This is a genomic window from Paenibacillus sp. OAS669, assembly GCF_014873645.1.
Lineage (GTDB): Bacteria > Bacillota > Bacilli > Paenibacillales > NBRC-103111 > Paenibacillus_S > Paenibacillus_S vulneris.
Genome location: NZ_JADBDR010000006.1, coordinates 127007 through 153591 on the forward strand (window position 1 = coordinate 127007; position 26585 = coordinate 153591).

The 26585-nt window shown below is 52.2% G+C and carries 28 protein-coding genes and 1 riboswitch; of the genes, 14 read left to right on the forward strand and 14 right to left on the reverse strand.

Features of this window, described 5'->3' with window-relative positions; translation table 11 throughout:
* Window positions 1-13: 13 nt before the first annotated feature.
* Together GGC63_RS15045 and GGC63_RS15050 are read left to right on the forward strand one after the other, a co-directional pair.
* Window positions 14-1114, forward strand: coding sequence for a GerAB/ArcD/ProY family transporter (locus tag GGC63_RS15045; protein ID WP_192703000.1), 1101 nt, complete (start codon window positions 14-16; stop codon window positions 1112-1114).
* Window positions 1111-2223: a Ger(x)C family spore germination protein gene (locus tag GGC63_RS15050; RefSeq protein ID WP_192703001.1), complete on the forward strand. Its 1113-nt coding sequence runs from the start codon at window positions 1111-1113 to the stop codon at window positions 2221-2223. The genes GGC63_RS15045 and GGC63_RS15050 overlap by 4 nt, the downstream gene beginning before the upstream one ends.
* 130 nt (window positions 2224-2353) lie before the next feature.
* Here the strand turns inward: GGC63_RS15050 and GGC63_RS15055 are convergent, their stop codons facing one another.
* From GGC63_RS15055 to GGC63_RS15065, 3 genes are all read right to left on the reverse strand, one after another.
* Window positions 2354-2899, reverse strand: a complete 546-nt coding sequence (locus tag GGC63_RS15055; protein ID WP_079911185.1) for a glutathione peroxidase — start codon at window positions 2897-2899, stop codon at window positions 2354-2356.
* 3 nt (window positions 2900-2902) lie between these two features.
* Window positions 2903-3352, reverse strand: a complete 450-nt coding sequence (locus tag GGC63_RS15060; RefSeq protein ID WP_079911186.1) for a MarR family winged helix-turn-helix transcriptional regulator — start codon at window positions 3350-3352, stop codon at window positions 2903-2905.
* A 226-nt stretch (window positions 3353-3578) separates the two neighbouring features.
* Entirely contained in the window at window positions 3579-4553 is a 975-nt protein-coding gene (locus GGC63_RS15065) for an aldo/keto reductase (RefSeq protein ID WP_192703002.1), read from the reverse strand.
* Between the two features lie 405 nt (window positions 4554-4958).
* On the opposite strand from GGC63_RS15065, the gene GGC63_RS15070 reads away from it, so the two are divergent.
* The gene (locus tag GGC63_RS15070; protein ID WP_225948234.1) at window positions 4959-5372 is read left to right on the forward strand and encodes a hypothetical protein; all 414 of its coding nucleotides are present in this window, start codon (window positions 4959-4961) and stop codon (window positions 5370-5372) included.
* 194 nt (window positions 5373-5566) lie between these two features.
* On the opposite strand, the gene GGC63_RS15075 is transcribed toward GGC63_RS15070, so the two are convergent.
* Together GGC63_RS15075 and GGC63_RS15080 are read right to left on the reverse strand one after the other, a co-directional pair.
* Window positions 5567-5887: a hypothetical protein gene (locus GGC63_RS15075; RefSeq protein WP_079911188.1), complete on the reverse strand. Its 321-nt coding sequence runs from the start codon at window positions 5885-5887 to the stop codon at window positions 5567-5569.
* 27 nt (window positions 5888-5914) lie between these two features.
* Window positions 5915-6952 carry an LLM class flavin-dependent oxidoreductase gene (locus tag GGC63_RS15080; RefSeq protein ID WP_192703004.1) on the reverse strand — a complete coding sequence of 346 codons (1038 nt, stop codon included), beginning with the start codon at window positions 6950-6952 and terminating at the stop codon, window positions 5915-5917.
* A gap of 163 nt (window positions 6953-7115) precedes the next feature.
* On the opposite strand from GGC63_RS15080, the gene GGC63_RS15085 reads away from it, so the two are divergent.
* The gene (locus GGC63_RS15085) at window positions 7116-7673 is read left to right on the forward strand and encodes a GNAT family N-acetyltransferase (RefSeq protein WP_192703005.1); all 558 of its coding nucleotides are present in this window, start codon (window positions 7116-7118) and stop codon (window positions 7671-7673) included.
* A 49-nt stretch (window positions 7674-7722) separates the two neighbouring features.
* Here GGC63_RS15085 and GGC63_RS15090 read toward each other — a convergent pair whose 3' ends face one another.
* Together GGC63_RS15090 and GGC63_RS15095 are read right to left on the reverse strand one after the other, a co-directional pair.
* Entirely contained in the window at window positions 7723-8034 is a 312-nt protein-coding gene (locus tag GGC63_RS15090) for a hypothetical protein (RefSeq protein ID WP_192703006.1), read from the reverse strand.
* A 76-nt stretch (window positions 8035-8110) separates the two neighbouring features.
* Window positions 8111-8536 (reverse strand): Rrf2 family transcriptional regulator, encoded by a 426-nt coding sequence (locus tag GGC63_RS15095; protein WP_079911192.1) that lies wholly within the window; start codon window positions 8534-8536, stop codon window positions 8111-8113.
* A gap of 306 nt (window positions 8537-8842) precedes the next feature.
* On the opposite strand from GGC63_RS15095, the gene GGC63_RS15100 reads away from it, so the two are divergent.
* The 4 genes from GGC63_RS15100 to GGC63_RS15115 all read left to right on the forward strand — a co-directional run bounded on the left by GGC63_RS15100 (window position 8843) and on the right by GGC63_RS15115 (window position 13669).
* A complete protein-coding gene (locus GGC63_RS15100; RefSeq protein WP_192703007.1) occupies window positions 8843-9292 on the forward strand; it encodes a MarR family transcriptional regulator in 450 nt (149 codons plus the stop codon).
* A gap of 29 nt (window positions 9293-9321) precedes the next feature.
* Window positions 9322-11088, forward strand: a complete 1767-nt coding sequence (locus GGC63_RS15105; protein ID WP_318781058.1) for an ABC transporter ATP-binding protein — start codon at window positions 9322-9324, stop codon at window positions 11086-11088.
* Entirely contained in the window at window positions 11081-12949 is a 1869-nt protein-coding gene (locus GGC63_RS15110; protein WP_192703008.1) for an ABC transporter ATP-binding protein, read from the forward strand. Before GGC63_RS15105 ends, GGC63_RS15110 begins: the two co-directional genes overlap by 8 nt.
* Window positions 12950-13195: 246 nt before the next feature.
* Complete coding sequence (locus tag GGC63_RS15115) at window positions 13196-13669, forward strand: hypothetical protein (RefSeq protein WP_192703009.1); 474 nt, start codon at window positions 13196-13198, stop codon at window positions 13667-13669.
* 215 nt (window positions 13670-13884) lie between these two features.
* Here the strand turns inward: GGC63_RS15115 and GGC63_RS15120 are convergent, their stop codons facing one another.
* Window positions 13885-15327 (reverse strand): NAD(P)/FAD-dependent oxidoreductase, encoded by a 1443-nt coding sequence (locus tag GGC63_RS15120; protein WP_192703010.1) that lies wholly within the window; start codon window positions 15325-15327, stop codon window positions 13885-13887.
* A 173-nt stretch (window positions 15328-15500) separates the two neighbouring features.
* A riboswitch (purine riboswitch) is annotated at window positions 15501-15600 on the reverse strand.
* A gap of 319 nt (window positions 15601-15919) precedes the next feature.
* Here GGC63_RS15120 and GGC63_RS15125 point away from each other — a divergent pair.
* Genes GGC63_RS15125 through GGC63_RS15140 form a run of 4 tightly spaced genes read left to right on the forward strand, consistent with a single transcriptional unit; the run spans window position 15920 to window position 17654 of the window.
* Window positions 15920-16114 (forward strand): DUF6199 family natural product biosynthesis protein, encoded by a 195-nt coding sequence (locus GGC63_RS15125; RefSeq protein ID WP_079911196.1) that lies wholly within the window; start codon window positions 15920-15922, stop codon window positions 16112-16114.
* Window positions 16115-16141: 27 nt separating this feature from the next.
* Window positions 16142-16591 (forward strand): aminoacyl-tRNA deacylase, encoded by a 450-nt coding sequence (locus tag GGC63_RS15130; protein ID WP_192703011.1) that lies wholly within the window; start codon window positions 16142-16144, stop codon window positions 16589-16591.
* 41 nt (window positions 16592-16632) lie between these two features.
* Window positions 16633-17091, forward strand: a complete 459-nt coding sequence (locus GGC63_RS15135) for a GNAT family N-acetyltransferase (protein ID WP_192703012.1) — start codon at window positions 16633-16635, stop codon at window positions 17089-17091.
* Window positions 17092-17129: 38 nt separating this feature from the next.
* Window positions 17130-17654: a GNAT family N-acetyltransferase gene (locus GGC63_RS15140; RefSeq protein WP_225948254.1), complete on the forward strand. Its 525-nt coding sequence runs from the start codon at window positions 17130-17132 to the stop codon at window positions 17652-17654.
* Window positions 17655-17758: 104 nt separating this feature from the next.
* Here GGC63_RS15140 and GGC63_RS15145 read toward each other — a convergent pair whose 3' ends face one another.
* From GGC63_RS15145 to GGC63_RS15170, 6 genes are all read right to left on the reverse strand, one after another.
* Entirely contained in the window at window positions 17759-17911 is a 153-nt protein-coding gene (locus GGC63_RS15145) for a hypothetical protein (RefSeq protein ID WP_192703227.1), read from the reverse strand.
* Between the two features lie 5 nt (window positions 17912-17916).
* A complete protein-coding gene (locus GGC63_RS15150) occupies window positions 17917-18213 on the reverse strand; it encodes a ferredoxin family protein (RefSeq protein WP_179136039.1) in 297 nt (98 codons plus the stop codon).
* Window positions 18213-19508: an FAD-dependent oxidoreductase gene (locus GGC63_RS15155; protein ID WP_079911200.1), complete on the reverse strand. Its 1296-nt coding sequence runs from the start codon at window positions 19506-19508 to the stop codon at window positions 18213-18215. The genes GGC63_RS15150 and GGC63_RS15155 overlap by 1 nt, the downstream gene beginning before the upstream one ends.
* The gene (locus GGC63_RS15160) at window positions 19492-20526 is read right to left on the reverse strand and encodes an electron transfer flavoprotein subunit alpha/FixB family protein (RefSeq protein WP_192703014.1); all 1035 of its coding nucleotides are present in this window, start codon (window positions 20524-20526) and stop codon (window positions 19492-19494) included. The genes GGC63_RS15155 and GGC63_RS15160 overlap by 17 nt, the downstream gene beginning before the upstream one ends.
* On the reverse strand, window positions 20523-21353 hold the full coding sequence (locus GGC63_RS15165) for an electron transfer flavoprotein subunit beta/FixA family protein (protein WP_079911202.1): 831 nt from the start codon (window positions 21351-21353) through the stop codon (window positions 20523-20525). Before GGC63_RS15165 ends, GGC63_RS15160 begins: the two co-directional genes overlap by 4 nt.
* A 390-nt stretch (window positions 21354-21743) precedes the next feature.
* Complete coding sequence (locus GGC63_RS15170) at window positions 21744-23006, reverse strand: Glu/Leu/Phe/Val family dehydrogenase (protein WP_079911203.1); 1263 nt, start codon at window positions 23004-23006, stop codon at window positions 21744-21746.
* A gap of 221 nt (window positions 23007-23227) precedes the next feature.
* On the opposite strand from GGC63_RS15170, the gene GGC63_RS15175 reads away from it, so the two are divergent.
* Together GGC63_RS15175 and GGC63_RS15180 are read left to right on the forward strand one after the other, a co-directional pair.
* Window positions 23228-25864: an ATP-binding protein gene (locus tag GGC63_RS15175; RefSeq protein WP_192703015.1), complete on the forward strand. Its 2637-nt coding sequence runs from the start codon at window positions 23228-23230 to the stop codon at window positions 25862-25864.
* Complete coding sequence (locus GGC63_RS15180; RefSeq protein WP_192703016.1) at window positions 25851-26555, forward strand: response regulator transcription factor; 705 nt, start codon at window positions 25851-25853, stop codon at window positions 26553-26555. The genes GGC63_RS15175 and GGC63_RS15180 overlap by 14 nt, the downstream gene beginning before the upstream one ends.
* The last annotated feature ends 30 nt before the right edge of the window (window positions 26556-26585 follow it).

Genomic DNA, 26585 nt, shown 5'->3' on the forward strand with positions numbered 1-26585 from the left:
GGGCCGCCAGGGAGTGAACAAATATGCCTATAACGATATCACGTTTATGCAGTACACCCTTTTCATTCACAGCTCACAGGTCGGTATAGGCATCCTTCAGCTGCCTCGCCAAATTGCCGCGTCTGCCGGGACTGCCGGGTGGATGTCCATCCTTATCGGATGGGCTTTATCCGTAGCGGCCAGCCTTGTCCTGATCCAGGTGATGAAGAAGCATCCCGGGGATACGATCATCGATTTGCTGCCGCGATATTTCGGTGTATGGATCGGCAGGCTGTTCACCCTGGCTTTTGCAATCTATTTTGGAATTTTGGCTAATACCATTATGAGCCGTGCCATCCTGTTCATCACTTCGTGGATTCTGCCTCAAACGGCGGACTATGTCCTGATGCTTCTCTTCTGCCTCCCTACTTACCTGGTGGTTAGAAACGGCTTACGCGTGCAGGGCCGATACTCGGAGCTGGTGTTCTTCCTCTCCTTGTGGATGCCGTTGTTTTATCTGGTCCCTCTGAAGGATGCCCATTGGAATTACCTGCTGCCACTGGTCAAGGACGGATGGAGTCCCATTGTGCAGACGACTTCCCTGACGGTCAATTCCTTTCTCGGATTTGAAACCGCCTTGTTTCTGTATCCTTTTTTGAAGAACAAGGAGACCGCCGTTCCGGGAATCGTGATCGCCAATACATTGTCCATGCTTGTGTTTCTTTTCGTGACCCTTGCCTGCTTTGTCTATTTCAGTCCTGAAGGCATCCTGCAATTTAACGAGCCTACCCTCAATATATTAAAGGCCATTCAGCTAAGCTTCCTGGAACGTCCGGAGATCGTGTTTCTCGCCTTTTACCTGGTGATCATTTCCACCACCTGGATGCCTAACGTGTACTGGTCTATCTTCTGTACCAGCCAGCTGCTAGGCAAGCAGAATCATCACCGTCATCTGGTCATCTTTCTGCTTCTATCTATTGCCACAACAATCTTCTACAAGCTCTCATTCGATAAAAACGACCAGTTACAGCGTATTATCGGTATGGTGGGCGTTGTGATAGCCTTCGTTCTCCCCGTCACCTTATGGCTGTATATGGCGGGGCACAGGCTCATCCGAAGGAGGAGAGCTCCTTGAAGCGGCTTTTCTGCCTATGTATCGTTTTGCTGCTTTTGCTTCCGGGCTGTAACGATCGTCTGGATCTTGAGAATATGGCGATAGGACTTTTGATGGGGATTGATTTGGAGGGGGATGACCGTCTCGTCTATTATTTATCGAGTCCCGTATTCAATAAGCAAGCCAGAAAACGAGAGGAAGAAACCCAGGCCTTCACATCCACGGTCGTTCAATCCGAGAGGAAATTGGACAGCTTGACTAATGCTCTGACGGTTCGTGGGAAAGTACAGGTGCTCCTGCTCGGCAAACGGCTGCTGCAGCATGAGGACTGGTTCCCCTTGCTGGATGTGGTGTTCCGGGATGCCAAATTCACGGTAAACGCGAGAGTCGTTGCGGTGGATGGTCCCCTCATGGAGATTTTTCAATTTCAGCCCAAAGACAAACCGAGGCTGCCGGTATTTTTGTCCAAGCTTATAGATACGGCATACGAAAGAAACATTACAGTGAAAACGACCCTGCAAGAGCTGCACCGTCAAATGTTCGAGAAAGGAACAACACCTGTTATATCGGAAATTAAAAAAGAGAAAAACATCGAGGTTCAGGGCACCGCCCTGCTGAATAAGCAGGGAAAATATGTCGCATCACTATCCAAAGAGGAGAATGCCCTGCTGCAAATCCTACAGCGCAAGACCGGTGAAGATCTCTCTCTGACGATACATGTTCCGCAAGAGCAGTCTGATGGAGGTATCCTTAAAAAAAAGCTGGGCATTCTGCCCGAGCAGCTGAAGCTGCGTATCCGCAGCGCATACAACAAGGACCGGTTCGAGTTCCATATCCGTGTAGGAATCAGCTTCAACCTGCTTGAGAAGCAGCTCCCTCGGTTTGCTGCGTCGGTTCCTTCCACCAAACTCGAGACCATTGTTAACGAGGATTTACAAAAGAGGTGCGCCGATTTGATCGGGAAATTCCAGAAGGCCCGGATTGACCCCATCGGACTCGGATTGTATGCCCGAGCCTATCATAATGCCCAGTGGAAAGAGGTGCAGGACCAGTGGGAAGAGGCGTTGTCCCGCGCTGATGTCCATATCTCCTTCCAAACGGAAATCACGAAGCTGGGTCCTATGCGCTAATACCCCCACAAGCAGGGCGAATCCGTAGAAAATCCTGTTGAGGTTGAACTATGGTCATGATATGAAAAAACTGCAGGACGTATAGCCTAATCGTCCATGCAGTCTTTTCCTGATTTGGATAAAGGATTCATTATAGCAGCGATTCGATTGCGGGCTCCATGTCCATCGGCTCCACTGCCGGCTCAAACCGTTCTACGATATGGCCGTCGCGGTCCACAAGGAATTTCGTAAAGTTCCATTTCACTTCGTCCCCGACCAGCAGCTCAGGCTGCTTCTCCTGCAGAAAAGCGTGGAGCAGCCGTCCGCTGGCATTGCTCAGATCGAAGCCCTCGAAAGGAGCCTGCTCCGTCAAATAGCGGAACAATGGGTGAGCGTCCCTGCCGCGCACATCTGTTTTTTCAAACATCGGGAATTGGACGCCATAGTTCACTTGGCAAAACGACTGAACTTCCTCGTTGCTCCCCGGCTCTTGTTCGTTGAACTGGTTGCACGGAAAGCCTAGAATTTCCAGTCCTTGCGAATTATAGCGCTCGTACAGCTTTTGCAGATCGGTGTACTGCGGCGTAAACCCGCATTTGCTTGCCGTATTGACAATGACCAGTACTTTCCCCTTGTACTGCTCAAGAGATACTTCTTTCCCTTGAAGCGTTACTGCCGAAATATCATAAATAGACATGGTTCATTCCTCCGTTTGCATGTGATGGATTGTATGCAGGAGCGCCGTTAATCTTTCACGCCACTCCGCTGCTTCTTCCTGCTCTATCCCCATCCGGCAAAATAAGCGGCCAGGGATGTCATAAGCCTGTTCCTTCAGCCTGGTTCCCTGCTCTGTCAGGCGGATTATGACCTGACGTTCGTCCTTGCTGTCCCGCACGCGCTTTATTAGCTCCATCTGCTCCAGACGCTTCAATAGCGGCGTCAGGGTGCCGGAATCCAAATACAGCCGGCTGCCGAGCTCCTTCACCGTGACCCCGTCCTCTTCCCACAGGGCCAGCAGCGTAACATACTGCGTGTACGTTAGACCCAGCTCATCCAACAGCGGCCTGTACAGCCGCGTAATTTCTTTGGAGCAGGCATATACGGCAAAGCACAGCTGGTTCTCCAGCTTCAGCCAGTCATCCTTGTTCATCCGCACCTCCACTATACATTTTGCAAAATTAAATTGTGTATAATTTATTTGTTTAAAAGATATCATGGTCTGCTGTTCTTGTCAATCCGGATTTTGGGCATCTACCGTTCCGGGTAAGAACAAGACTGGGCTGGCGCCGCAAAGCAGCTCCTTGGTTTCGAAGCCGGATTATGGAAAAAAGCCGATGCCATAAGGCTTCGGACTTTTTTCCATTAGCCGAATTGTTCTATGGAAGCCGGTATAAAGCGAACGGAGCCCCATAACGAAACGGCTCGCTGATAGAGCGCAATTCCTGCTGATGCTCCGTTGTAAGATCGACGGATAAGCTTCGCAAGTTTTCCGCTACTTGTTCTACACGCGTCGCACCTACAATCACGGTGGATACGGCAGGCTGCTGCATCAGCCAAGCAATCGAAAGCGCACTCGGGGAGCAGCCCGCTTCAGCTGCAAGCTGACTTACTCTCGTGCCCAACGCGATTCTGTCCTCGCTAAGAAACCGGCTGAAATTCGGATCCGTTTGCGCGCGTGACCCTTCGGGAGCGGCGTCAAGAGCGTTGTATTTACCGGTAAGAATGCCCCCGGCCAGCGGAAAATAAGGAATAATCCCTACCCCTTGATCCAGACAAAGCGGGACAAGCTCCTGCTCCGGCGTCCGGTCGGCTAAGGAATAGCTGATTTGCGTAGAAACAAACCGGTTCAGGCCCAGACGCTCGCTGATGCCAAGCGCCTTCATGAGCTCCCAGGCCGCGTAGTTCGAAGCCCCGATATACCGCACCTTCCCGGACCGCACCATATCGTCCAGCGCCCGAAGCGTTTCTTCAAGCGGCGTATCGGGATCAAACGTATGAATTTGATACAAATCCACATAGTCCGTCTTCAACCGGCGCAAGCTGTCCTCCAGCTCCCGCTGGATATGATATCTTGACGAGCCTCTTTCATTCGGGCCCGATCCACGGACCAGGCCGGCTTTGGTCGCCAGAACCACCTCATGCCTTCTGCCCTCCAGAGCCAGACCAATGATTCGTTCCGATTCGGACTGCGCATAAATATTGGCGGTATCGATGAAATTGATTCCGTTGTCCATTGCATGATGAATGATCTGCGTGGAAGCCTGCTGATCGGCCCGTTTGCCGAACGCATTGGTCCCTAGACCCAGAACGGACACCTTCAAGCCGCTATTTCCTAAACGTCGAAATTGCATAGCATGTACTCCCTTCCCAACATAAGATTTGGTTGTCTCTTGATCGAGCCCGTCGGGCCCGAGCCGTACTGGGTACTGCTTAAGTAGCTTGAAAGCCGATTCTCGGGCCTTTGTGCTGACTTTTCCAAGCGCTGTTATGGAGCATATAGATCATGGTAATTTCATTATAGCACTGTGAAACATTAAGTTCGAAAGAGCCAGGAGCTCACAGTTTTGGATTGAGCATTCACTTGCAGACTGGGAGCTGAATCCCAGTTTTTTGTTTCGTATATTTTTTTCGCGTTTAATCATATTCGTTCAAGGAAATAAATAAAAATATTTAAAATGTACATAATGTACATTTCGTACGTTATGTACATTTATGAATGACACATGATATGATTGGAGGTGTAGGGAGGGATGATTATGGAAGCTCTGTTGGCCACTCAAGTGCGGGCAAACATGGGAGGATTTATTGATTCTGTTGTTCGAGAGAAACCACAAGCTGTGCGCAGAAATCGCGATGTTATTGTTGCTGCATCGTTAGAACAAATGAAATTTTTCCTTCAGGTGTACGAGTTCAATTTCGAATATGAACAAGACGAAGACGGCCGCTATGCCGGCAGCATTGAAGAAGTTGATTTTATTGTTGCTGACGGAGAGACTCTAGAGGAACTTCGCTTAGAATTAGCACGTCATTTGATTGAATACGCAAAAGATTATTTCTCTGATTATCCGAGATATACCGCCACCCCCAATACCCGGAATCATGCGCCATATATGCTTCGCGTCTTGTTAGAAGATGACGTTAAATCAGTTGCGAGTTTGTTAAACGGATAATGCCGAGTTGGAGAGACCAAGAACGATGGTTACTTAAAAACGGTTGGGTCTTTGTTAGAGACAACGGGAGAGACAAGATTTATGAAAAAACAGAGCCAGACGGTACCATTCGCAGAACTGCGGTTTCCAAGGGGACGAATACAACCGGAGAAAGTAAAGGCAGAGCATCCGCTCCGCCTTCCGATGTTCCGGGTTTATTTAGGATGAAACAACCCCTGCTTCACGATAGCGTCCGCCAGCTCCGCATCTTTCAGGGTTATGTCCATATCCGGAATTTTAACGACAAACCGGCGTTTATCTGCATCATACAGCACCCCTCCCACCGGATGAAGCTCGTAGAGCGGCATGTAGTCCGAAGGGATTTTTTTCATTTGTTGAATGATCGAGAATACCTCGCCCCAAAAAGGCAAATCGGTACGCCGCCTGCATTCGGCGATCGTTCGCTTCAGCTGCTCGCTGAGTGTGTCCCGGCTGACTGACCATAGCATCTCTTCTCTCTCGCTGTGTGAATTCATGGAACCCTCCCTGGTTAGTAACGGGACTTAAAGGTCGAAAGCATCCGCAAGCAGCCGGTAGGACCGCAGCTTGGCTTCAAAGTCGTATGTGATCGTCACCAGCATAAGCTCCTCCGTCCGGTACTGCTCCGCCAGGCGTAACAGCCTTGCCTTGACCTGCTCCGGTGTCCCTACGATCATCCGTTTCCGGTTATCCTCTATCCGGTTTCGATCATAGGGCGTATACGGATAACGCTTCGCTTTTTCAATGGAAGGCGTGCCTGTTACGGAGCTGCGCCCTTTTTCAAACAGCAGCAGCCTCAAATCCAGGCTGGAGGCTATCTCATTAGCCGCCTCCTCCGTCTCCGCGCAAATGACGAAAACTGCGAGCAGCGACTTCGGCTTGTCTCCAAGAACGGACGGTTGAAACCTCCGCTGATATCCCCGCATCTCGTCGTCTCCGCCAAAGCCGTTAATAAACTGTGCGAACGCAAACCCCGCACCGAATTGTGCGGCCAACCGGGCGCTCTCACCGCTAGAGCCGAGCAGCCACAGCTCCGGAGCCGTGTCCACGATCGGGGTGGCACGCAATCCCGCATAAGCGTGATCATCCGGAAGCGAATCATGCAAATAATCGATCAAATCCTCGATTTGCTTCGGGTACAGATCCAGCGCGGACGTCTTGCCTTCCTGCAGCGCCCTGGTGGACAGCGGCATTCCTCCCGGCGCCCGTCCTATCCCGAGATCGATTCTCCCGGGGTACAGCGCCTCCAATAACCGGAAATTCTCCGCTACTTTAAATGCGCTGTAATGCGGCAGCATAACGCCTCCCGAGCCAATACGTATGCTGGAGGTCCGGGCTGCCAAATGGCTGATAAGCACCTCAGGGCTCGAGCCGGCCAGGCTCATCGTAAAATGGTGCTCCGCTACCCAAAACCGGGAATATCCCAGCTGCTCGGTCTCCTGAGCCAGCCTTGCCGTCAGGGCCAATGCCTCTGACGCACTGCTGCCTTCCGCAATGGGAGACTGGTCCAACACGCTTAACCTCACAGCAATTCCCTCCTTCCTGTTCGTTATTCGGAGCATGCCCGAATACGGGCACTCCTTTGCAATCCACGTGGAGCTTCGCCTTCATTTCCGATTTTTTCTTTTATAGTATACAATAAAAGCAGCTTTTGAATGGTGGAATCATCATTCTATTCCGATGGGAGCTTGCTACAACAACTTCATTATTACCGGAGGCATGAATATGATTAGACTCGCTCAACCGGCGGATGCTCCTGCAGCCGCAGCTTTAATCTACCAAGCGATTAAGGATATTGGCTTTCAATTGATGGGAGCCGACACAGAACAAGAGGTGCTGGAGCGGTTAACGCAATTTTTCCAGACCGAGGGGAACCGGTTCAGCTACTCTAACCTTCTCGTTAAAGAAATAGACGGTGTAGTGGCCGGCATGATTTTGTGCTACCACGGCTCAGATGCCGAAACGATAGATCGACCGATCCTAGAGCAGCTTCGTTCGTTAAAGAACGATCCGAACCTGTCACTGGATAAGGAGGCCGATGAGGATGAATATTACATCGATGCTCTGGCCGTATTCCCCGAATGGGGAGGCCGAGGCATCGGTACCGAGCTGATCCGCGCGGCAGAAGAGCACGGGCGGCAGCTCGGCTACGACAAAATTGCCCTGAACGTCGAGCAATATAACGAAAAGGCCTGTGCTTTATATAAAAAGCTGGGGTATGAAGCGGACAAAAACACGGTGATTAACGGGCACACTTATTTTCATATGGTCAAACGGCTCTAAGGTTTCCCAGCAGGCGCAGCTGATTCCGGAAGCAATCGAACCCGTTTCTTCATCTCGAGGGAACGGGTTTCTTGCGCGGAAGATGGAGCATCACGGCACTTAACAGAAGGCATGCCGGTACGGCTGCAATGAACCAGAACTCCATGCTGATTACAAACAATAGCAGGGGTGCAGCCAGAAGGAACGAAATATACAGCAAAAGCGGTACCCTGGCCAAAGCGCCAATGAACCCAACTATGACAGACGGAACCAGAAAAGGAGTCAGGAACCCGCTCCCTTCTTTCTCCAATGACAGTACGCTGATGACAGCACAAATAACCGCAACAGCAAAACATAATAGACTGTATGGAAGCAGCCTCATCCCACGACCTCCTGATCGTTCTGTTTGTACACTGCACTGCGTACGCAATAACTTCATGCGCCGCCCTCTCACAGCTTTAAGACTCTTCTATCATCTGAGACACGATATGCTTCAGTGTGACTTTGCTTAATTCATCTTCCATCGCCTTTTGCGCCTGCAGGAACGTCGACTCCAATGCACCTTGAATATTTCGGCCTACCGCACATTGCGGGTTCGGGTTCTCATGCACGGAGAACAGCTCCTCCTTATGATCGGCTTGAACGGCGCGGTACACCTCCAGCAGGGTAATTTGCTCCATCGGCCGAGCCAGAACAGCTCCCGCCACCCCAGGGTTCGTGATGACGAGTCCTGCTTTATTCAGCATGCTCATGATTCGCCTTATAACTACTGGATTCGTGTTGACGCTGCTGGCTATAAAGTCGGAGGTGTTCCGGCCTTCCTTGTTGACTTCAAGAAGCGATAATATGTGGATGGCAACAGCAAAACGGCTGCTTATCGTCATGCGACTCCCCTCTTCCTTGATCGCAGCTCAACCGAGCTTCGACTCTTTTGCTATTATGTATTTTAACATAGGTTTCATTTTTCTTTAACCTGTAATTGATACAGTTACATGGTTGGACCGCCTTTCCTATAGTTTGGCTTTTCCCGCATGGTTTCTTACGCATGGTTTTCTTACGCATGGAAATCTGCCATAGCACCCGGTTCCCTTCCTCCCGCTTTAAGCATATTTTCAGTTGACTGGCTTCTTCCACTGTTTTACAATTTAGATTAGTCGCCTAAATAATTTAACAAGGAGGATACGACTGACTTGCATCCCCATCCGTCCGAATCTCTCACCCATTTGATGTCCCATGTGATGAAGCTTCATCGCCACACCTTGCACTTGCTGCTGCAGGAGCAGGGAATTGAAGTTTATCCGGGACAGCCTCCCCTTCTATTCCGGCTATCGGAAGAGGACGGACAGAGCCAGAAGGAGCTGGCCAAGAAGCTGCGCATCCAGCCTGCAACCCTGACCGTGATGCTGACCCGCATGGAGAAGACCGGACTTGTAAAGCGCAGGCCGGATGAACGGGACCAGCGGATCTCGAGGGTGTATTTGACTGAGCAAGGACGGCAAGCGATCCAAGCGGTGAAGGATACGATGCAGTCCCTGGAGGTCAGCTCATTCGAGGACTTCACGACCGAAGAGAAGCTGCTGCTTCGCCGCTTTCTGCTGCATCTGCAGGATAACCTGAAAAAATTGGAGAAAAACGTTTAGTCGACAAAATAATAGTGAGGTGCAACTTTGTGTGGAAATTGTTTCGGTATTTAAAGCCTTACTGGAAATCCGCCTTGCTGGCTCCCCTCTTGATGCTCGTTGAGGTATACATGGATTTGCTTCAGCCGAAGCTTATGGCCAGCATCGTGAACGAAGGGGTCCTGCAAAGGGATTTGCTGCACATTCAAAAGGTTGGCGCCATGATGATCGGCTTCTCCCTTATCGGTCTGATTGGCGGACTGGGGTGTACCGTCTTCTCCAGCCTGGCCTCCCAGAATTTCGGGGCCGATGTGCGCAAGGACCTGTTTCAAAAAGTGCAATCGTTTTCTTTTCGCAATCTGGACCAGTTTAAGGCCGGATCGCTTGTCACTCGCCTGACGAATGATGTGGTTCAAATGCAAAACCTGGTGCAAATGACGCTGCGCATTTTGGTCAGAGCCCCTTTCCTTGCTATCGGCAGCCTGATTATGGCGGTTACGATCAGCTACCGGCTGGCCATCATTTTGGCGGTCGTCATTCCGATTCTATTCCTGGTATTGTATCTGCTGATCCGCTTTGCCTTTCCTCTGTTCTCCATTGTGCAGAGCAAGCTGGACTCGGTGAACAACGTTCTTCAGGAAAATCTGGCAGGCATCCGGGTTGTCAAGGCATTCGTACGTTCCGATTACGAGAACAAGCGGTTCCGCAAGGCCAATAATGACTACACCGAGATTGCCATGAAGGCCACGCGGATCGTCGCCTTGAATATGCCGGTCATGACCTTGATCTTGAATGCCAGCATTGTTGCGGTCCTGTGGTACGGAGGCAATCTGACCTGGGAAGGGTCCCTTCCTGTCGGTGATTTGATCGCTTTTGTTAACTATGTGACGCAAGTGCTGTTCTCCCTCTTGATGGTAGGCATGATGCTGATGTTCGTCTCGCGCGCCAAAGCATCTGCCGACCGCATTAACGAAGTAATGCAGGTGCAATCCGAAATTACGGATGACGGTCACACCGTAAGCCGTGCGGTTAGAGTGGGCGAGGTTACGTTCGAGCACGTATCGTTCGCTTATAACACTGATGCGTCCGTTCCCAAGGACTCCCTCTCCGAGCAGAAGGAATTAGTGCTGAAGGATATCCATTTTACAGCTAGTCCGGGTCAGACGGTCGCGATTCTGGGTGCGACAGGTTCTGGTAAATCCACGCTCGTGAGCCTGATTCCCAGGCTGTATGATACAACGAAAGGAACCGTGCTGATCGACGGTATCGATGTGCGGCAAATGTCGCTTGATCAGCTTCGCCATCAGGTCGGTATGGTGCTTCAGCAGGCCATCCTGTTTACCGGAACCATTCGTGACAACATTCGCTTCGGCAAGCCGGATGCTTCACAGGAAGAGGTGGAAGCGGCCGCCAAGGCGGCCCAGGCTCATGATTTCATTATGAGTATGCCGGAAGGCTACGACACCGAGCTTGGGCAGAGGGGCGTCAATCTGTCCGGGGGACAAAAGCAGCGGATCTCTATCGCCCGCGCGCTGCTCGTCCGGCCTTCCATCCTCATTCTGGACGACAGCACGAGCGCCGTCGATCTGGGGACCGAGTCCCGCATCCAGGCGGCCATCAAAGAGCTGATGCGCGAGAGCACCTGCTTCCTCATCGCTCAGAGGATCTCCTCTGTCCTTGATGCGGATAAAATTCTGGTGCTGGAGGAAGGACGCATCGTCGCAGAAGGTACTCATCAAGAATTAATCCGGACCAGTCCGGAATATCAGGACATTTACAACTCCCAAATCGGAAAGGGGGCCGTCGCACATGGCTGAGCTGAACCGCAGCGACCGGGAGCGTAACGGCGGAGCAACGAGACCGATGGGTCATCCTATGGGCATGGGAGGCCCTATGGGAGGTGGCCCTGGCGCTCGAGGCATGATGGCCAAGGTGCGGCCCAAAAACACGAAAGCCACTCTGAAAAGAATGTGGCAGTACTTAAGCCGACAACGCGCCGGACTGATTTCCGTATTTATTCTGACCGCGCTAAGCTCCGGCTTGGCCCTGATAGGTCCTTATTTAATCGGCGTATCCATCGACGAATATATTATTCCGCGCAATTACAGTGGCCTGATCGGACTGTGCACCGCTCTGTTAGGCGTGTACGTATTCAGCGCCGTCATGTCCTGGATTCAGGCTTATGTCATGACAGGCGTATCGCAGCGGACGGTGCGGGAGCTCCGCGAGGATATGTTCGGCCGCATACAGAAGCTGCCGCTACAGTTCTTCGACAGCAAGACGCACGGCGAGCTGATGAGCCGGACGACGAACGATATCGAGAACGTATCCAATACGTTAAACCAGAGTGTGACGCAGCTCATCTCCAGCGTAATCACCGTGGTCGGCGCCTTGATCTTTATGCTGAAGCTGAATGTTTGGCTTACGCTGCTCAGCCTGATTACGATCCCGCTGGTGATGATCATAACCGGGAAAATCTCCGGCTATACCCGCAACTATTTCTCCGGTCAGCAGAAGCATCTCGGGGAAATCAACGGCTTCATCGAGGAGACGATCTCCGGACAGAAGGTCGTCAAAGCTTTCCGCCGTGAAGAGAAGGCGATCCAGGATTTTAACGTGATCAACGGGAAGCTTCGCAGCGCAGGCTCCAAAGCGCAAATCTTCAGCGGCATGATCGGCCCTATTATGAACGTACTGAATAATATGAGCTTTGCTTTATTAGCCGCAGTCGGCGGCTGGATGGCGTTGAACGATATGACGACGATAGGGATCATCGTCAGCTTCCTGAACTATTCCAAGCAGTTCGGCAGACCGATTAACGAGCTCGCCAATCAATTCAATATGATTCAATCCGGCGTTGCCGGTGCGGAACGCGTATTTGAAATTATGGATACGAAGACCGAGTATGAGGAGCAGGCAGGCCATAAAGAGCTTCGCCAAGTAAAGGGCGAGGTCATACTGGATCATGTATCCTTCCGCTACAAAGAAGACGTGCCTATCCTCAAGCACGTATCGCTGACCGCCAAGCCAGGAGATACCGTAGCTTTGGTAGGCCCGACGGGCGCGGGGAAAACCACCATTATTAATCTCTTGACCCGCTTCTATGATATTCAAGAGGGTACGATCACCATCGACGGAGAAGCGATCCACCATCTTGATAAAGACCAGCTTCGCCAACAGCTCGGCATCGTGCTGCAGGACGCCTACCTGTTCTCCGACACGATACGGGAGAACATCCGCTATGGCAGGCTGGACGCAACCGACGAGGAGATTGAAGCGGCAGCCAAGCTGGCTAACGCCGATTCCTTCATACGGAAGCTGCCGCAAGGCTACGATACCATCCTGTCGGCTGAGGGCAGCAATCTGAGTCAAGGCCAGCGGCAGCTGATTACGATTGCGAGAGCCATTCTGGCCGATCCCGCGATTCTGATTCTCGATGAAGCGACCAGCAGCGTCGATACCCGTACCGAGATGCACATTCAAGAAGCGATGAACTCGCTGATGAAAGGGCGGACCAGCTTCGTCATCGCGCATCGGCTGAGCACCATTCGGGAGGCGGATCAAATTCTCGTCATCAACGGAGGGGAAATTATCGAACGGGGTACCCACCAGGAGCTGTTGGATCAAAAAGGCTTCTATCACGACCTGTATAACAGCCAGTTCAAACGGGTGGGTTAAAGCTTAACCTGCCCCGAGAGTGGAAGCGAAAGTCGAAGATAATGGCCTTTGATTCCGTTTTCACAAGCCTAGCCCAGCCAAAATCGGCTTCAAAACCGTTTAGCCCTATTTTACATTCAGGTTGCTTCATCGTAGAATACGGTTCAACAACCTCATAGGAAGCCCGCGAGTAGAATTCTCTATTCGGGGCTTCTTTTCATAACGCGACCGCGCTGATACAACGATCTGAACAAAAAGGAGTGTATTTTGTCTATGCCCCATCCCGTCGATACCGAACTGGATTTGAACCATTCCAGGATCAGGGACTCCTCTATCCGATCCATCGAACTGTTCCAGCTTGACCGGCTGGCATACCAGACGATCCAGGGAGCAGCTGCTGCACAGGATCGTACCGCCTGCCTATTGAAAATCTCCAGCTCCGGGGTCAACGGTTGGGGACTCTGCGCTCTGCCCGTGAGAGAGCCACAATTTGATTTTATTAAATGGACATCCGTATTCGGAAAATTAAAGGGTACTTCTGTAGCCGACGCCATTCATTTCGTTCATGAGCACCATTCGGATTGGGGACTGGAACGATATACGGCAGGCAAAGCATCGCTTATGGACCTGGCCTCACAATACGAGGGCGGCCGTTTCTTCTCCCGTCAAAGTGAAGTATGTAACGGACTCGAACGCTCTTATCTGATCGATCATTCCGACCGTTATTTCTCCTTTCTATGAAAGCCCGCAGCACCCTGACACAGGCGAAAAAAAATAGAGACGCTGTTAAGACATCAGGCAGGATCCCGATGTCTTATTCGGCATAGGAGAATCAAACCTCCCACCAGATACAACGGTTAATCCTACTCGGGGCATGGACCTAGCCACTCTTTACCTCCCCCAAGCAGCAAAAAAGAGCCGGATTCCCGGCTGCCCAGGATTCCGACTCTCAATTCTTATTTGCTTCCTGTCCGCTCCACAATCGAACGGGCGATCCATACGCCGGCTGCACCCGCTTGAGCGAGCCCCCTTGTTACCCCGGCACCGTCGCCGCCGCAGTACAGACCGGCAATTTCACTCTCCAAATGCATGCTCAGCTTCGGCCGGGCCGAATAAAATTTAGCCTCTACACCGTAGAACAACGTATGCTCCGAGGCAATCCCCGGCGTCACTTTATCCAATGCTTCTACCATCTCGATCAAGCTCTTCATCGTGTTGTAAGGCAGCACCAGCCCCAAATCTCCGGGAACCGCCTCCTTGAGCGTCGGCTCGAGGAAGCCTTCCTTGATACGCCCTTCGGTAGACCGCCGTCCGCGAATAATATCCCCATACTTCTGGACGATAACGCCGCCATTCGACAAATCGTTAGCCCGTTTGCATATTTCTCTAGCGTATTCGTTAGGCTTATCGAACGGCTCCGTGAACCGGTGCGAGACAAGCAGCGCAAAATTCGTATTGGTGGAGCCAAGCGCCGGGTCCTTGTAAGCATGACCGTTAGCCGCCATAACACCGCTGTGATTCTCAACCACGACATGGCCGGAAGGATTGCTGCAGAACGTACGGACGCGCGTTCCGACCGAAGTGTTATAAATAAATTTGCCTTCATACAAATGCTCGTTTATTTCGCGCATGACGACATCGGACGTCTCTACGCGGACACCGACATCGACCTGGTTGTTGAACATGGGAATCCGGCGTTTTTTCAAAATATCCGTCAGCCAGGCCGATCCGTCACGGCCCGGTGCGATGATGACATAATCGGCTTCGATCTCCTCGCCGTTCTTCAGGACGACGCCAGCGGCCCGGTGGCTGCCGTTTTCTTTTACGGTCAATATATCGGCTGCTTCCGTCTTATACAGCATATCGATATGCTGCTTCAGGTATTGGTTGATCGATTGGAGAATTTCCAGGTTTTTCTCTGTGCCCAGATGGCGCACCTGCGCGCGCAGCAGCTTCAAGCCCGCCGCGTAGCCGCGCTGCTCAATTGAACGGACGACCTCCGTCATGGGATCGGTAATCGTTTCCGGGGCCCCGTGCTTCAGGTTAATCCGGTCGACGTATTGGATCAAATCCAGCACCTGCGACGGCGCCAAATAGTCCGTGAGCCAGCCGCCGAACTCCGTCGTGATGTTAAATTTGCCGTCACTGTAGGCTCCCGCGCCGCCAAACCCGGCTGTAATGGAACAGGCGGGCAGACAGCCTGCAAATTCCTTTTTCCCCGCAGCCGGCGGGCACAGCTTGATCTTCTCCTCCAGGATCGGACAGCGGCGGCTATCGATATCATGGCCTTTATCAATTAACAGCACCTTCAAGTGCGATGCTTTCAACAGCAATTCATATGCGGCAAAAATCCCTGCCGGTCCGGCCCCAACAATAATGACGTCGTAACGCTTGCTCATGTTCTTGTCCCTCCACAGTTAAGAAAGTTTATGCCAGCCTTTATCGGGCATACCCGTTCCCCAGCACAAGAAAAGCAGACCGTTCGGCTGCTCCATGCATTTGGAAAACTCCGCCATCCTTTTGGAATCAGTTTGCTCCACTGCGCATAAAAAAATCCCAACCCCGAATGGATGCGGAAAGCCCGCCCACTCGTAGTCAGGAATTATCGGTTCCTTGTAGAGACCTTCAGCCCATATCGCCGAAGATATACGAACAGTGATTAATGTAAGCCCTATTTCATTGCCACTACGAATGGTAAAGCAAATCACTACCATTGTCAAGGACTATTCAACCATTCATTCGTATTTTTTTGCAAAAATCGGGCCGCTGATCCAATTAAAGTACGGTTTATGGGTGAAAAGACGAACATTTGTCAGTCCTATCCGCATATAAAGGCATACCTGTACGATCCCTTTTTTTCCAATAAAAAGGAAACCGGCTTCTTTTCACGAATACATTAATTCATACCACCTATAACATGAGATGCACCTGCTGAACGCAATCACATCCGTCTCTACAATATGGTTATCCCTGACGAAAGGAGACAACTGAATGGTACTTTCAGTGCTGCTTATCCTGCTGGGCGTATTCATGATCTGCAAGCCTTCTATCATCTGGACCCTAACCGAAAGCTGGAAATCGAATGATGCGACAGAACCATCGAAGGTGTATATCGTATCGACCCGTTTCGGAGGAGCCATGCTCTCTCTTGCAGGTATTGCGGGAATCGTTGCATTAAACCTATAAAATAAAGAATTGACAGGAGCGGCCCTTATGGAGAAACTATCCCGCATTTTAACGGAGCAGCAAGCGGATTTTGAAATCATTCACCATCCCGAGCCTATACGATCCGCTCAAGACGGGGCCGATTATTTCGGTATCGAGCTTGGTCAGACGGCTCCGACCCTGATCCTGCAATCGGGGACAACCCTGTACGCTTTGATCCTGTCCGGGGATTACGGAAAAGTCGACTTCGAGGAAGTCAAGGCTGTTGTCCCAGGCGGGGAGGAGCTTAAGCTGGTCAAGCCCAAAGAGGTACAGGAAAGGACCGGATATGCGGTGGGAAGCGTTCCCTTAATAGGGCACGGCTTGCCGACTATTATCGATAGAGACATCCAGCGTTATCCATATGTTTACGGGGGAACAGGGATAGCGACCGCCACTTTAAAAATAGCCCCCAAAGACATAGAGAGCTTGAACCATGTCACCGCTTATGTTCGCTGAAGCCATCATAATTTGAATCAAAAGTGAGAGGGATAAGCTTTATGAAACCATCCGCATTACTGGAAATAGAACCCTTTACCCCGGCTTATCAAGCGGAAGTGAAAGCTTTCGTACTCGAAGGATTGGCCGAGCACTTCGGATTTCTGGATACGACGCTGAACCCTGATCTGGATGACATTATAGACCATTATACGAATCAGGGGCATGTCTTTTTGGTTGGCATTATGAACCGTGAAGCCGTATGCTGCGGCGCTCTAGTCCCCTATGATGAGACTACCGGAAGAATTGTCCGCATGTCGGTCAAGAAGGCTTACCGAAGAAACGGCTATGCAAGCCGGATGATTGAAGCGCTGGAGGAAGAGGCCCGGCGTAAAGGATACACCGCCATCATGCTCAAAACGCTTGGTCATTGGGCGGATGCGGTCGGATTTTACACTCATAAGGGTTATGCTGCATCCCGACACGAAGGGGATAGTGTTGTGATGACCAAGGCTTTCTAAGTCCGGGAAACGAGAGGGAGGTGCATCTGTTAGTGCGTATGCGAAAGGCCATTCCATCCGATCTCGATTATTTGGTCCGCATCGACTTGAAGGACGAAGTCAGCTTCTTTAACACGAGTTCTCTGTCCGCGGAAGAAATGAGGCTGCATCAGGAGAAAATATCTAAATTCGTGTCCAGCTCCGAACGCGGCGCATGGATCCTGGATGATGAGGCTGCCGGGAAACAAGCAGCTGCCATCATGTATTCCGTTGCTAACCGGGATCAAGAGTATCCTTGGAAGACTATCTATCATGAGCTGGACCGTGGCTTATTTCAGGAGGACGGACGATTCATTGAAATTTTCAACCTTTGGGTGGAGCCTGAATACAGACGCCAGGGATTGGCAACCCGGCTAAAGTGCAAGCTTGAGGAGGAAGCACGCAGCAGGGGGATTAACCTTATCTATACTCATACCCAGTATGAACATGTGATCGAGCTCAACCGGAAGCTAGGCTACAGAGAAGTACGGCGCGGGCCGATCTGGGACGATGTCATTCGTGTAAGCCTGATCAAAACTTTTTAAGTACCCTTCGGCCGCTCAGGTTGGCACCGTTATAAAAGTAAAAGGGCCACCCGGCAGCACTGCTGCTACGGAATGGCCCAGTGATCGCGTCCTCGCTGTAAACCTTAATCCTTCACTCTCTCAAGCGCCTCTTCCTTCTCCCAGCTGCTGAAATGATCCTCCCATATGATGTGATATATGCCCTGCTCCGCTTCCACAATAATGCCCCGAGCTCCATCCAGCTTAAACACAACCCGGTCTCCAACCTCAAACAGCATAAGGATCACCCCAGTCTAAAGACGATTCCGTGACCACCTTTCGGGTATTCCCATTTGATATTCTGGTGGGGACAGCCGATACGGCAGCTGCCGCACTCATGACAGCCCTCATAGCCGACATGCATCCGGATTTCCTCCCATTTGTACACCTCTGCCGGACAGAAGATCGTGCATATTTTATCCGGGCACTTCGTCAGACAGGTATCCGCATCCAAGACGGTAAGATGAGATTTCGTATCCGCGTTAAAGCGAAGAAGATACTGCTTTTCTTCGATGGACTGGCCTTTCGCCTGATCGCTCATTACTTGATCACCTTCCATGCCCGGTACATATCCCGCGCTATTTTCAGCTTTTGCTTGACGGTGCCGATGTCACGCCATATTTTCTTTTGCTTCTCCCGCTTCGAGGTGCCGTCCACCGTGAACATTTGGCTGGCCGCACGGTTCATCATCGGGATGTATTCCTCGAAATATTGCGGGAATTTATCAAAATGATGCGTAGAATCCTTGTATTTCTTCAAATCCTCTCCGACGAAGCTTTCCATCAGCCGCTGCCGGTAATGATCGAGCATCTCTTCGGAGAAATTGCCCGCTTGCTTCGCCATCACTATCGTCTCTGCCGCCAAGCGTCCCGATGTCATCGCCATATTCGAGCCTTCGCGGTGAATCGCATTCACGAGCTGTGCGGCATCCCCGACGACAAGGACCCCGTTGCCGACCACCTTCGGCATCGAGTAATAGCCTCCCTCCGGGATAAGATGGGCCAAATATTCCTGCGGTTCCCCTCCTTGCAAATACGGTCGTATCATCGGATGCTGCTTGACGTATTCGAGCAGCTCATATGGTTTTATTTTATGCTTGATGAGCCCGGACAGTAATGTGCCGACGCCTATACTTAGCGTATCTTTATTCGTGTACAGGAAGCCGGTGCCCAGAATCCCCTTCGTCGCGTCGCCGAACAGCTCGATCGTGCAGCCCTGGCCTTCCTCCAGGTTGAAGCGGTCTTCGATGACTTTGCGGTCCAGCTTGATGATCTCCATCGTCGCCAGCGCCACTTCATCGGGCCTGAACTCCTTGTGAAATCCTAGCGACTTGGCCAGGAGCGAGTTGACACCATCGGCCAGTACGACCACATCAGCGTAAATATCTCCATCCGGTCGGTCCGTGCGGACCCCGATGACCCGCCCATCCTCTACGATACATTCCAGCGCTACCGTCTCGTTAATCAGCAGAGCGCCCTGATCAACGGCTTTTTGAGCGAACCATTGGTCGAACTTGGCGCGCAGTACAGTAAAATTGTTGTAGGGCTCCCGCCCCCATTCCATCCCCTTATAGCCGAAGGTGACGGCGGATTCCTTGTCGAGCATCATGAACCGCTGCTCCACGATGGGCCGTTCGAGCGGCGCTTCTTTATAAAATCCCGGGATGACATCCTCCATCATTTTGCGGTACAGGACGCCGCCCATGACGTTCTTGGAGCCGGGATATTCGCCCCGCTCCAACAGAAGAACGTTAACCCCCGCTTTGGCAAGCTCATAGGCACAGGCGATTCCCGCAGGCCCAGCCCCGACGACGATACAATCAAACTTTTCGGACATAGCCGTCCTCCTTTCTGCCCAGTGCCTTGGTGAACTGCTCGATCAACAACGGTACGATCTCGAAGGCATCGCCAACGATTCCATAGTGGCAGGACTGGAATATCGGAGCGGACGGATCCTTGTTGATCGCTATGATGAGGCCGGAATTCTGCATCCCGACAATATGCTGAATCGCTCCCGAGATCCCGATAGCAAAATAAATTTTGGGCGTGACAGTAACCCCCGTCTGCCCCACCTGATGGTGATGCCCGATCCAGCCCGCCTCGACGACATCCCGGCTGGCACCGACGGCTGCGCCTAAGGCATCGGCAAGCTGATGAACGAGCTGGAAGCTGCTCGGGCTGCCGAGCCCTTTGCCTCCGGCCACGATAATATCCGCTTCATCGATGCGCACCTTATGAGTCGTCTCGCGGACAATCTCCAGCACCTTGGTCCTTACGTCCTCTTCCTTAAGAGCGATCGTTTCCTCGATCAGCTTGCCGGTACGGCCAGCCTCCCTGGGGAGCGCTTTCATGACTTTCGGGCGTACAGTGGCCATCTGCGGACGGTACTTTTTGCAAAGAATCGTCGCCATAATGTTGCCTCCGAACGCCGGCCGGCTGGCAAGCAGCAAGCCCGTATCCTCCTCAACATCGAGAATGGTCGTATCGGCCGTAAGCCCGGTCGGCAGGTCGGTCGCAACCGCACTTGCCAGGTCCTTCCCCGTGGAAGTAGCCCCGTACAGAATGATTTCCGGCTTATATTTTTGCGTGCAATCGAGTAATGCCCGCATAAAGGTCTCGGTCCGGTAATGCTTGAAAACAGGAGCATCATATACATACATCGTGTCTGCCCCGTACTCAAAGGCCGTTGCGGCAAGCGATTTCACCTGATCCCCGATCAAAACTCCCGCAAGCTCTGTTCCGCGTTTATCGGCCAATCGTCTTCCTGCACCCAGCAGCTCCAGCGATACCGGAGCTATAACCCCGTCCTTCTCCTCTATAAACACCCAGACGCCACGGTAATCTTCAAAGCTCACGAAGCTCCACCCCCAAGCTGGAACAATTCCTTGCGCTCTAGCAAAATACCGAGCAGCCTCTCGACCTGCTCGTTTGCTGTTCCCTCCAGCAGCTCCCCGCCTTGAGGCTTCTGGGGCGCCCATACGGAGGAAACGATGGTCGGCGACCCCTTCAGCCCCAGTTGAGAGCGGTCTACATCCTCCAAGTCGTTAACCGACCATATGTGAGGCTGGTACCGGGCCGCCTTGATGACGTTGGGGAGAGGGGAATACGGGACCTCGTTGATATCCTTTTCTACGGAGAGCAGGCAGGGCAGTGTCGATTGGATCACCTCATAGCCGTCCTCCAGCTTGCGGTGAATGATGATATGGCCTCCATCTTTATTGATTTCCACCACCTTGTTCACCGAGGTCAGAGGCGGGATGTCCAGCCTGCGGGCAATACCTGGCCCTACCTGTCCGGTGTCCCCGTCAATCGTCATCTTGCCGCAGATGACCAGATCGATCGGCTCGGTCTTCCCGATTTTCTCCAATGCTTTGGTGAGCGAGTAGCTGGTTGCCAGCGTGTCCGCTCCGGCGAACGCGCGGTCGGTAATCAGATACCCCTCGTCTGCTCCTATTTCTATGCAGCGTTTGATGGCCTTCACCGCCGGGGGAGGGCCCATCGTCAATACGGAAACCTTGCCTCCATACCTTCTCTTCAGGCGGACCGCCTCTTCTACCGCGTGCGCATCATACGGGTTCAAAATCGCCGGTGCACTGGCCCGATCCATCGTGTTCGTCTTCGGGTTCATCTTGATGATCTTCGTATCCGGTACCTGTTTGATACAAGCGACAATGTGAAGCATGTTCGCAGCACCTCTTTACTCATGATCCGTGATGGTCTGAATACTTTAGTATATAAGGCAGCTGCGGATAACATGCCTAGACTGGCTCCCGGGACGGAAAAAGGCACCCCTGGTACGGGGATGCCTTATTTGTGGAGAAGCCTGCGGCGGACTCGAAATGACAGCCAGATGCTCCGGTGGTATATGCCCCTGCAGCCGCTGTTGAAACCCCTGAATGCTGATTGTAAATACAGTGGTATATTCAAGGCTTTCAAAGGCGGACGTAAACTCCTTCGGGGCATACACCACCTTCTATGTAACCTATTTCTCGTATCACAAGGCTTCTTAACGAACGAAAGGCACCCCCTGGTACGGGATGCCTTGAAATAATATATAATAAGTGCAGAACGATTATACCCAGCCGCGAGCTTCCATCGCTTTGGAGATACGCTCCAAGGAGATCATGTAAGCTGCAGTACGCAGGTCGGTTTTGTAACGGGTAGCCAAGGATTGTACGGCGCGATAAGCATCGGACATAGCCACTTTCAGCTTGCCGTTTACTTCTTCTTCGCTCCAGTAGTAGTTCATCAGGTTTTGTACCCATTCGAAGTAAGAAACGGTTACACCGCCGGCATTAGCCAGGATGTCAGGAATAACCTTCACGCCTTTTTCGAACAGGATAGCGTCCGCTTCCGGTGTAGTAGGTCCGTTTGCCGCTTCGGCAATGATGCTTGCTTTAATTTGAGATGCATTGTGGGAAGTAATAACGTTCTCCAATGCCGCTGGAACCAGGATATCTACATCCAGCTCAAGCAATTGATTTGCAGGAATGATGTGGGAATCGCCATATTCCAAAATGTTGGAATGGTCTTTCAAGCGCTCCACTTTTGCCAAATCCAAGCCTTCCGGATCGTAAATCGCACCGCGGGAATCGCTGACAGCTACAATGTTGCAGCCAAGCTCAGCCAGCAAGCGGGCAGCGATACGGCCAGCATTACCGAAGCCTTGAATAGCTACCGTAGCGCCTTCTGTCGCTTTACCCATATCGTGCAGAGCGTCTTGAATAGCGAATACGCAGCCGCGAGCCGTAGCTTCGTTTCTGCCTTTGGAGCCGCCGATAATAAGCGGTTTACCTGTAATAACGCCTGGAGAGTTATGACCTCTCAAGCGGCTGTAAGTATCCATCATCCAGCCCATGATTTGCGGAGTGGTGTAAACGTCTGGCGCTGGAATGTCTTTTTCCGGACCAACGATCTCATGAATAGCTTCCATGAAAGCGCGGCTGACACGTTCTAGCTCGCCTTTGCTCATCTCGCGAGGGTCGCAAATGACTCCGCCTTTACCGCCGCCGTACGGCAAGCCGACAACGCCGCACTTGAAGCTCATCCACATGGACAAAGCTTTAACCTCATCCAAAGTAACGTCCGGATGAAAACGGATGCCGCCTTTGGTCGGTCCTACTGCATCGTTATGCTGGGAACGGTAGCCTTCGAATACTTTTACTTTGCCGTTATCCATTTTGACAGGGAAAGTAACAGACAGCACGCGTTTCGGCTGTTTCAAAATCTCTACGACTTCTTCAGGCAGCTGCAGCAGGGAAGCGGCCTTCTCAATTTGGCGTTGGGCGATCTTAAACGGGTTAAGATTCTCTTCAGTCACAGTTGTCTCAAGCATTGAATGATGTACCTCCTGGATATCGTTTTATAATTCCTTTTTTTCCTAACTAACATAAGTTTATATTTTTTTTGTTAATTTGACAATTGATGCGAGAATATTTCCTTCATTCGTATTTAATTTGTCACTTTAAGTAACACGAGCTCGATGCTTGAAAATACTGCATTTATGCTACAATAAAGGGGTAAAGCGGTACTTGAAAAAAATTTTTGGAGGAACCTGTGAAAAGACTCTCAATGCGGCTTCATCTGACGATTACGTTTGCCATAGTCGCCCTTATTCCCATCCTTGTCCTTGGCACCATCCAGGTCCAGCAAATCAAAAACATTACGAATGATTATAATAAAACACAAATGCAGACCACCTACCGGCTGGCAGACGCCGTGCAGACCTACACCTACTACCATCGCAATGCCGTAGAGACGGTAGCGGCTACCATCAGCGCGTCCAGTCCGCCGTTTCGAACCCGCGAGAGCATGACGCTGAAGCTGCAATCCGTCAAAACGAATCTGCCCAGCTTCTCAAGGCTGTTCGTTGTGAATCGCAATGGTGCCGTTACTTCGATATACCCCGACCCGGGATCCGGCCAGCAGCCGGCGCTGTTCGGAATCGATGTTAGGAATCGGGATTATTTTAATCAAGTGAAAGCATCCGAGTCAACGACTATCACACCGCTGTTTCGCGGTATCGAAGGTGCGAACAAACCTGCCATAGCCATAGCAGCTCCTGTCTATAACGAGCAAAAGCAGTGGGACGGTCTCATCGTCGGCGTGCTGGATATGCAGGCTGTAGCACAGCTGGTCACCAAATATGACTACGGCACCGATGCCTATCCTGTCGTGCTGGATGCCAGTGGGAAAGCCATTTACCACCCTGACGGGGAACTGACCGATTCCTTGACCGATCTATCCAATGAACCGGCTGTCCAAGAGGCCAGGGCAAAGAAGCAAGGACAGGGAATCTACCGCTCCGGCGTCAACCGCGCAGACGAGCTTGTAAGCTACACGACGATCCCCGATCTGGATTGGACCGTGCTGGTAGCAAGGTCCTACAAGGCCGTGAATGCCGCTTTTACCGATTCGCTCCGAACGACCTTTCTGCTGCTGGTCATCACGCTCTTGCTGACCGTCATTGTAGGCACGCTATTGGCCAAACGGCTGACCCATACCATACATGCCTTGGTAGGCTATACCCGAAGGCTAACCGATGGGGTCTTTCCCGAGCCTGACCGCTCCATTACCTCTCGCGGAGTGCCTTACGAGCTTCATATGCTGGCCGATCACTTCACCAGGATGGCGGGTCAAATCAAGGAGAATCAGCGTGCGCTCATCGAGCTGAACGCTGATCTGGAACGGCGCGTCGCCGAGCGGACCCAGAGCCTTCTGCGTAAAAATCAGGAGCTGGAGATCGTCAATACGCTCCTTACTCCCGTCCCTGCCCGGAAGAACGCAAACGAAGTCATCGAAGACAGCATGGTTCAACTGCGCAGGCTGATTCATCTAGAAATCCAGCTGAGGCTGTTCCCTCACACGGGCTCTTCCGGCTTGGGGCGGTTTAAGGGCTGGGAGGATGAAACGCAAGCCTCGGCAGATGTCCTCGACGCAGACCGGAGCGTCAGCGTCATCCCGATTCAAACGGGCAGCCTTGCTCTCGGCGAATTGGTCGTACACAGCGATACGGACACCTTAAGCGACAGCGACCGCAAGTTTCTGCATACACTGTCCGGAACCATCGCCATTCTAGTCCAAAATGACATGCTGCTCGGCAGCATACGTCATGAGCACGCGACGTTAAACGCCGTGCTCGAGAGCATGTCGGACGCGATAGTGCTTATTGATACGAACCGGCGGGTCGTCTACTTTAACCGCCGTATGACGGACATGTTCGGACTGAAGCCCGCGGAGCTGCTCGAAATGCCGGAAGAGGAATTGTTCCACGTCATGACGGGTTTGCTGCCTGAACCGGACGAGGATTGGACCTCTTTTACACTGAAGCAACGGCCCCACGCCAAATTCAAGGCGATAGGGACCGGCGGCAAGGAGCGCTTTATCTCGGTTGCCGCCTTTCAGGTGTCCAGCGGGGAGAACAGCTTCGGCCGGGGCTACGTATGGCGCGATATTACGAAGGAGCATGAGGTCGACGCGCTCAAGAATGATCTGATTTCTCTCGCCTCGCACGAATTCAAGACACCCATTACGAGCATTCGGGGCAGTGTCGAAACACTGCTGCGGCCGGACGCGTCCTGGGATGAAGACTTTAAGCAGGAGCTTCTGGAGGGAATCCGCGAGGATATCGGGCGCATTCAGGATCTGATCGACGAGTGGCTCGATATCTCCAAAATCGAGGCCGGGGCGCTGCGGGTCCACCTGCAGCCTGTACGCGTCCAGGCCGTCGTACAGAGCGCCATAGAGCGGATGCCTCAGCATACCGGAGCCTTGCATGCCGCGTTCGAGCTGGAGCTCGGCGACGATTTGCCGCTGCTTTGTGCCGATAGACTGCGGCTGGAGCAGGTGCTCGTCAATCTGTTCACCAATGCGATCCGTTACAATCAGCGCCAGCCGGTCATACGCCTATCCACGACCACTGATGACAGATTCGTTCACATCCGGGTCCAGGATAACGGCATCGGGATTGAGGCTGAGCATCTGGAGCATATTTTCGACCGATTCTACAGGGTCGACGTATCCTCCAGCCGGCATACGGGGGGAACCGGTCTGGGCCTCGCCATAAGCAAGGGCATCATCGAAGCCCATGGAGGAACTATTCACGTCGAAAGCACACCGGGTTCGGGAAGCGTCTTTACCCTTTCCGTACCCAAATACGAATGGAAGAATGGGGATGGGCATGAAGAAGCATAAAATTCTCATCGTGGACGACGAGCCGAAGATTATCCGGTTCATCTCCGCCAATCTGAAATCATTAGGCCATGAGACCGCCGCCTGCGCCAGCGGGCCGGAGGCTCTGAACATGATAGACAGCTTTGATCCGGACCTGCTCCTGCTTGACATCATGATGCCGGGGATGGACGGTTTCGAGGCGCTTGAGCGGCTGCGCAGCTTCTCCAATGTACCTATCATCATCCTGACAGCGCGCAGCGATTCCAGCGACAAGGTGCGGGGGCTGAACCTAGGTGCGGACGATTACTTGACCAAGCCGTTCTCTCTCGACGAGCTGTTCGCGCGTGTCAATGCGGTGCTGCGGAGGATCGATGGACGCACGGCCCTGCCCGCGACGGCAGGCTCCAGCGAGATTCGTCTTGGTCCTGTGACGCTTAACCTGGCTCAAAGGAGGACCTGGCTTGCCGGAAGCGAAATCAAGTTCACCGAAACCGAATACAACCTGTTCGTTCTGCTGCTTCAAAACGCCGGCAAGGTCATGACCCACGAGCAGCTGCTAAGCGATATCTGGGGAAGCGAATACCGCGACGATGTGGAATATTTGCGCGTCGCGATAGCGCGTATTCGCCAGAAGCTGAAGCAGGCCGACGAGAAGCTCAGCCTGATCGTCACGTACCCGGGGGTAGGCTATATGGCTAAGGCGGGGGAATAACTCATAAGGGCCCGATGCGGATATCACCTG

Bases quoted from the DNA above. Each gene is read 5' to 3' on its own strand.
- GGC63_RS15055 (WP_079911185.1), bottom strand. From the start codon at position 2,899: ATGTCTATTTATGATATTTCGGCAGTAACGCTTCAAGGGAAAGAAGTA.
- GGC63_RS15060 (WP_079911186.1), bottom strand. From the start codon at position 3,352: ATGAACAAGGATGACTGGCTGAAGCTGGAGAACCAGCTGTGCTTTGCC.
- GGC63_RS15065 (WP_192703002.1), bottom strand. From the start codon at position 4,553: ATGCAATTTCGACGTTTAGGAAATAGCGGCTTGAAGGTGTCCGTTCTG.
- GGC63_RS15070 (WP_225948234.1), top strand. From the start codon at position 4,959: ATGGAAGCTCTGTTGGCCACTCAAGTGCGGGCAAACATGGGAGGATTT.
- GGC63_RS15075 (WP_079911188.1), bottom strand. From the start codon at position 5,887: ATGAATTCACACAGCGAGAGAGAAGAGATGCTATGGTCAGTCAGCCGG.
- GGC63_RS15080 (WP_192703004.1), bottom strand. From the start codon at position 6,952: ATGCTCCGAATAACGAACAGGAAGGAGGGAATTGCTGTGAGGTTAAGC.
- GGC63_RS15085 (WP_192703005.1), top strand. From the start codon at position 7,116: ATGATTAGACTCGCTCAACCGGCGGATGCTCCTGCAGCCGCAGCTTTA.
- GGC63_RS15090 (WP_192703006.1), bottom strand. From the start codon at position 8,034: ATGAGGCTGCTTCCATACAGTCTATTATGTTTTGCTGTTGCGGTTATT.
- GGC63_RS15095 (WP_079911192.1), bottom strand. From the start codon at position 8,536: ATGACGATAAGCAGCCGTTTTGCTGTTGCCATCCACATATTATCGCTT.
- GGC63_RS15110 (WP_192703008.1), top strand. From the start codon at position 11,081: ATGGCTGAGCTGAACCGCAGCGACCGGGAGCGTAACGGCGGAGCAACG.
- GGC63_RS15120 (WP_192703010.1), bottom strand. From the start codon at position 15,327: ATGAGCAAGCGTTACGACGTCATTATTGTTGGGGCCGGACCGGCAGGG.
- GGC63_RS15125 (WP_079911196.1), top strand. From the start codon at position 15,920: ATGGTACTTTCAGTGCTGCTTATCCTGCTGGGCGTATTCATGATCTGC.
- GGC63_RS15130 (WP_192703011.1), top strand. From the start codon at position 16,142: ATGGAGAAACTATCCCGCATTTTAACGGAGCAGCAAGCGGATTTTGAA.
- GGC63_RS15135 (WP_192703012.1), top strand. From the start codon at position 16,633: ATGAAACCATCCGCATTACTGGAAATAGAACCCTTTACCCCGGCTTAT.
- GGC63_RS15140 (WP_225948254.1), top strand. From the start codon at position 17,130: ATGCGAAAGGCCATTCCATCCGATCTCGATTATTTGGTCCGCATCGAC.
- GGC63_RS15145 (WP_192703227.1), bottom strand. From the start codon at position 17,911: ATGCTGTTTGAGGTTGGAGACCGGGTTGTGTTTAAGCTGGATGGAGCT.
- GGC63_RS15150 (WP_179136039.1), bottom strand. From the start codon at position 18,213: ATGAGCGATCAGGCGAAAGGCCAGTCCATCGAAGAAAAGCAGTATCTT.
- GGC63_RS15155 (WP_079911200.1), bottom strand. From the start codon at position 19,508: ATGTCCGAAAAGTTTGATTGTATCGTCGTCGGGGCTGGGCCTGCGGGA.
- GGC63_RS15165 (WP_079911202.1), bottom strand. From the start codon at position 21,353: ATGCTTCACATTGTCGCTTGTATCAAACAGGTACCGGATACGAAGATC.
- GGC63_RS15170 (WP_079911203.1), bottom strand. From the start codon at position 23,006: ATGCTTGAGACAACTGTGACTGAAGAGAATCTTAACCCGTTTAAGATC.
- GGC63_RS15180 (WP_192703016.1), top strand. From the start codon at position 25,851: ATGAAGAAGCATAAAATTCTCATCGTGGACGACGAGCCGAAGATTATC.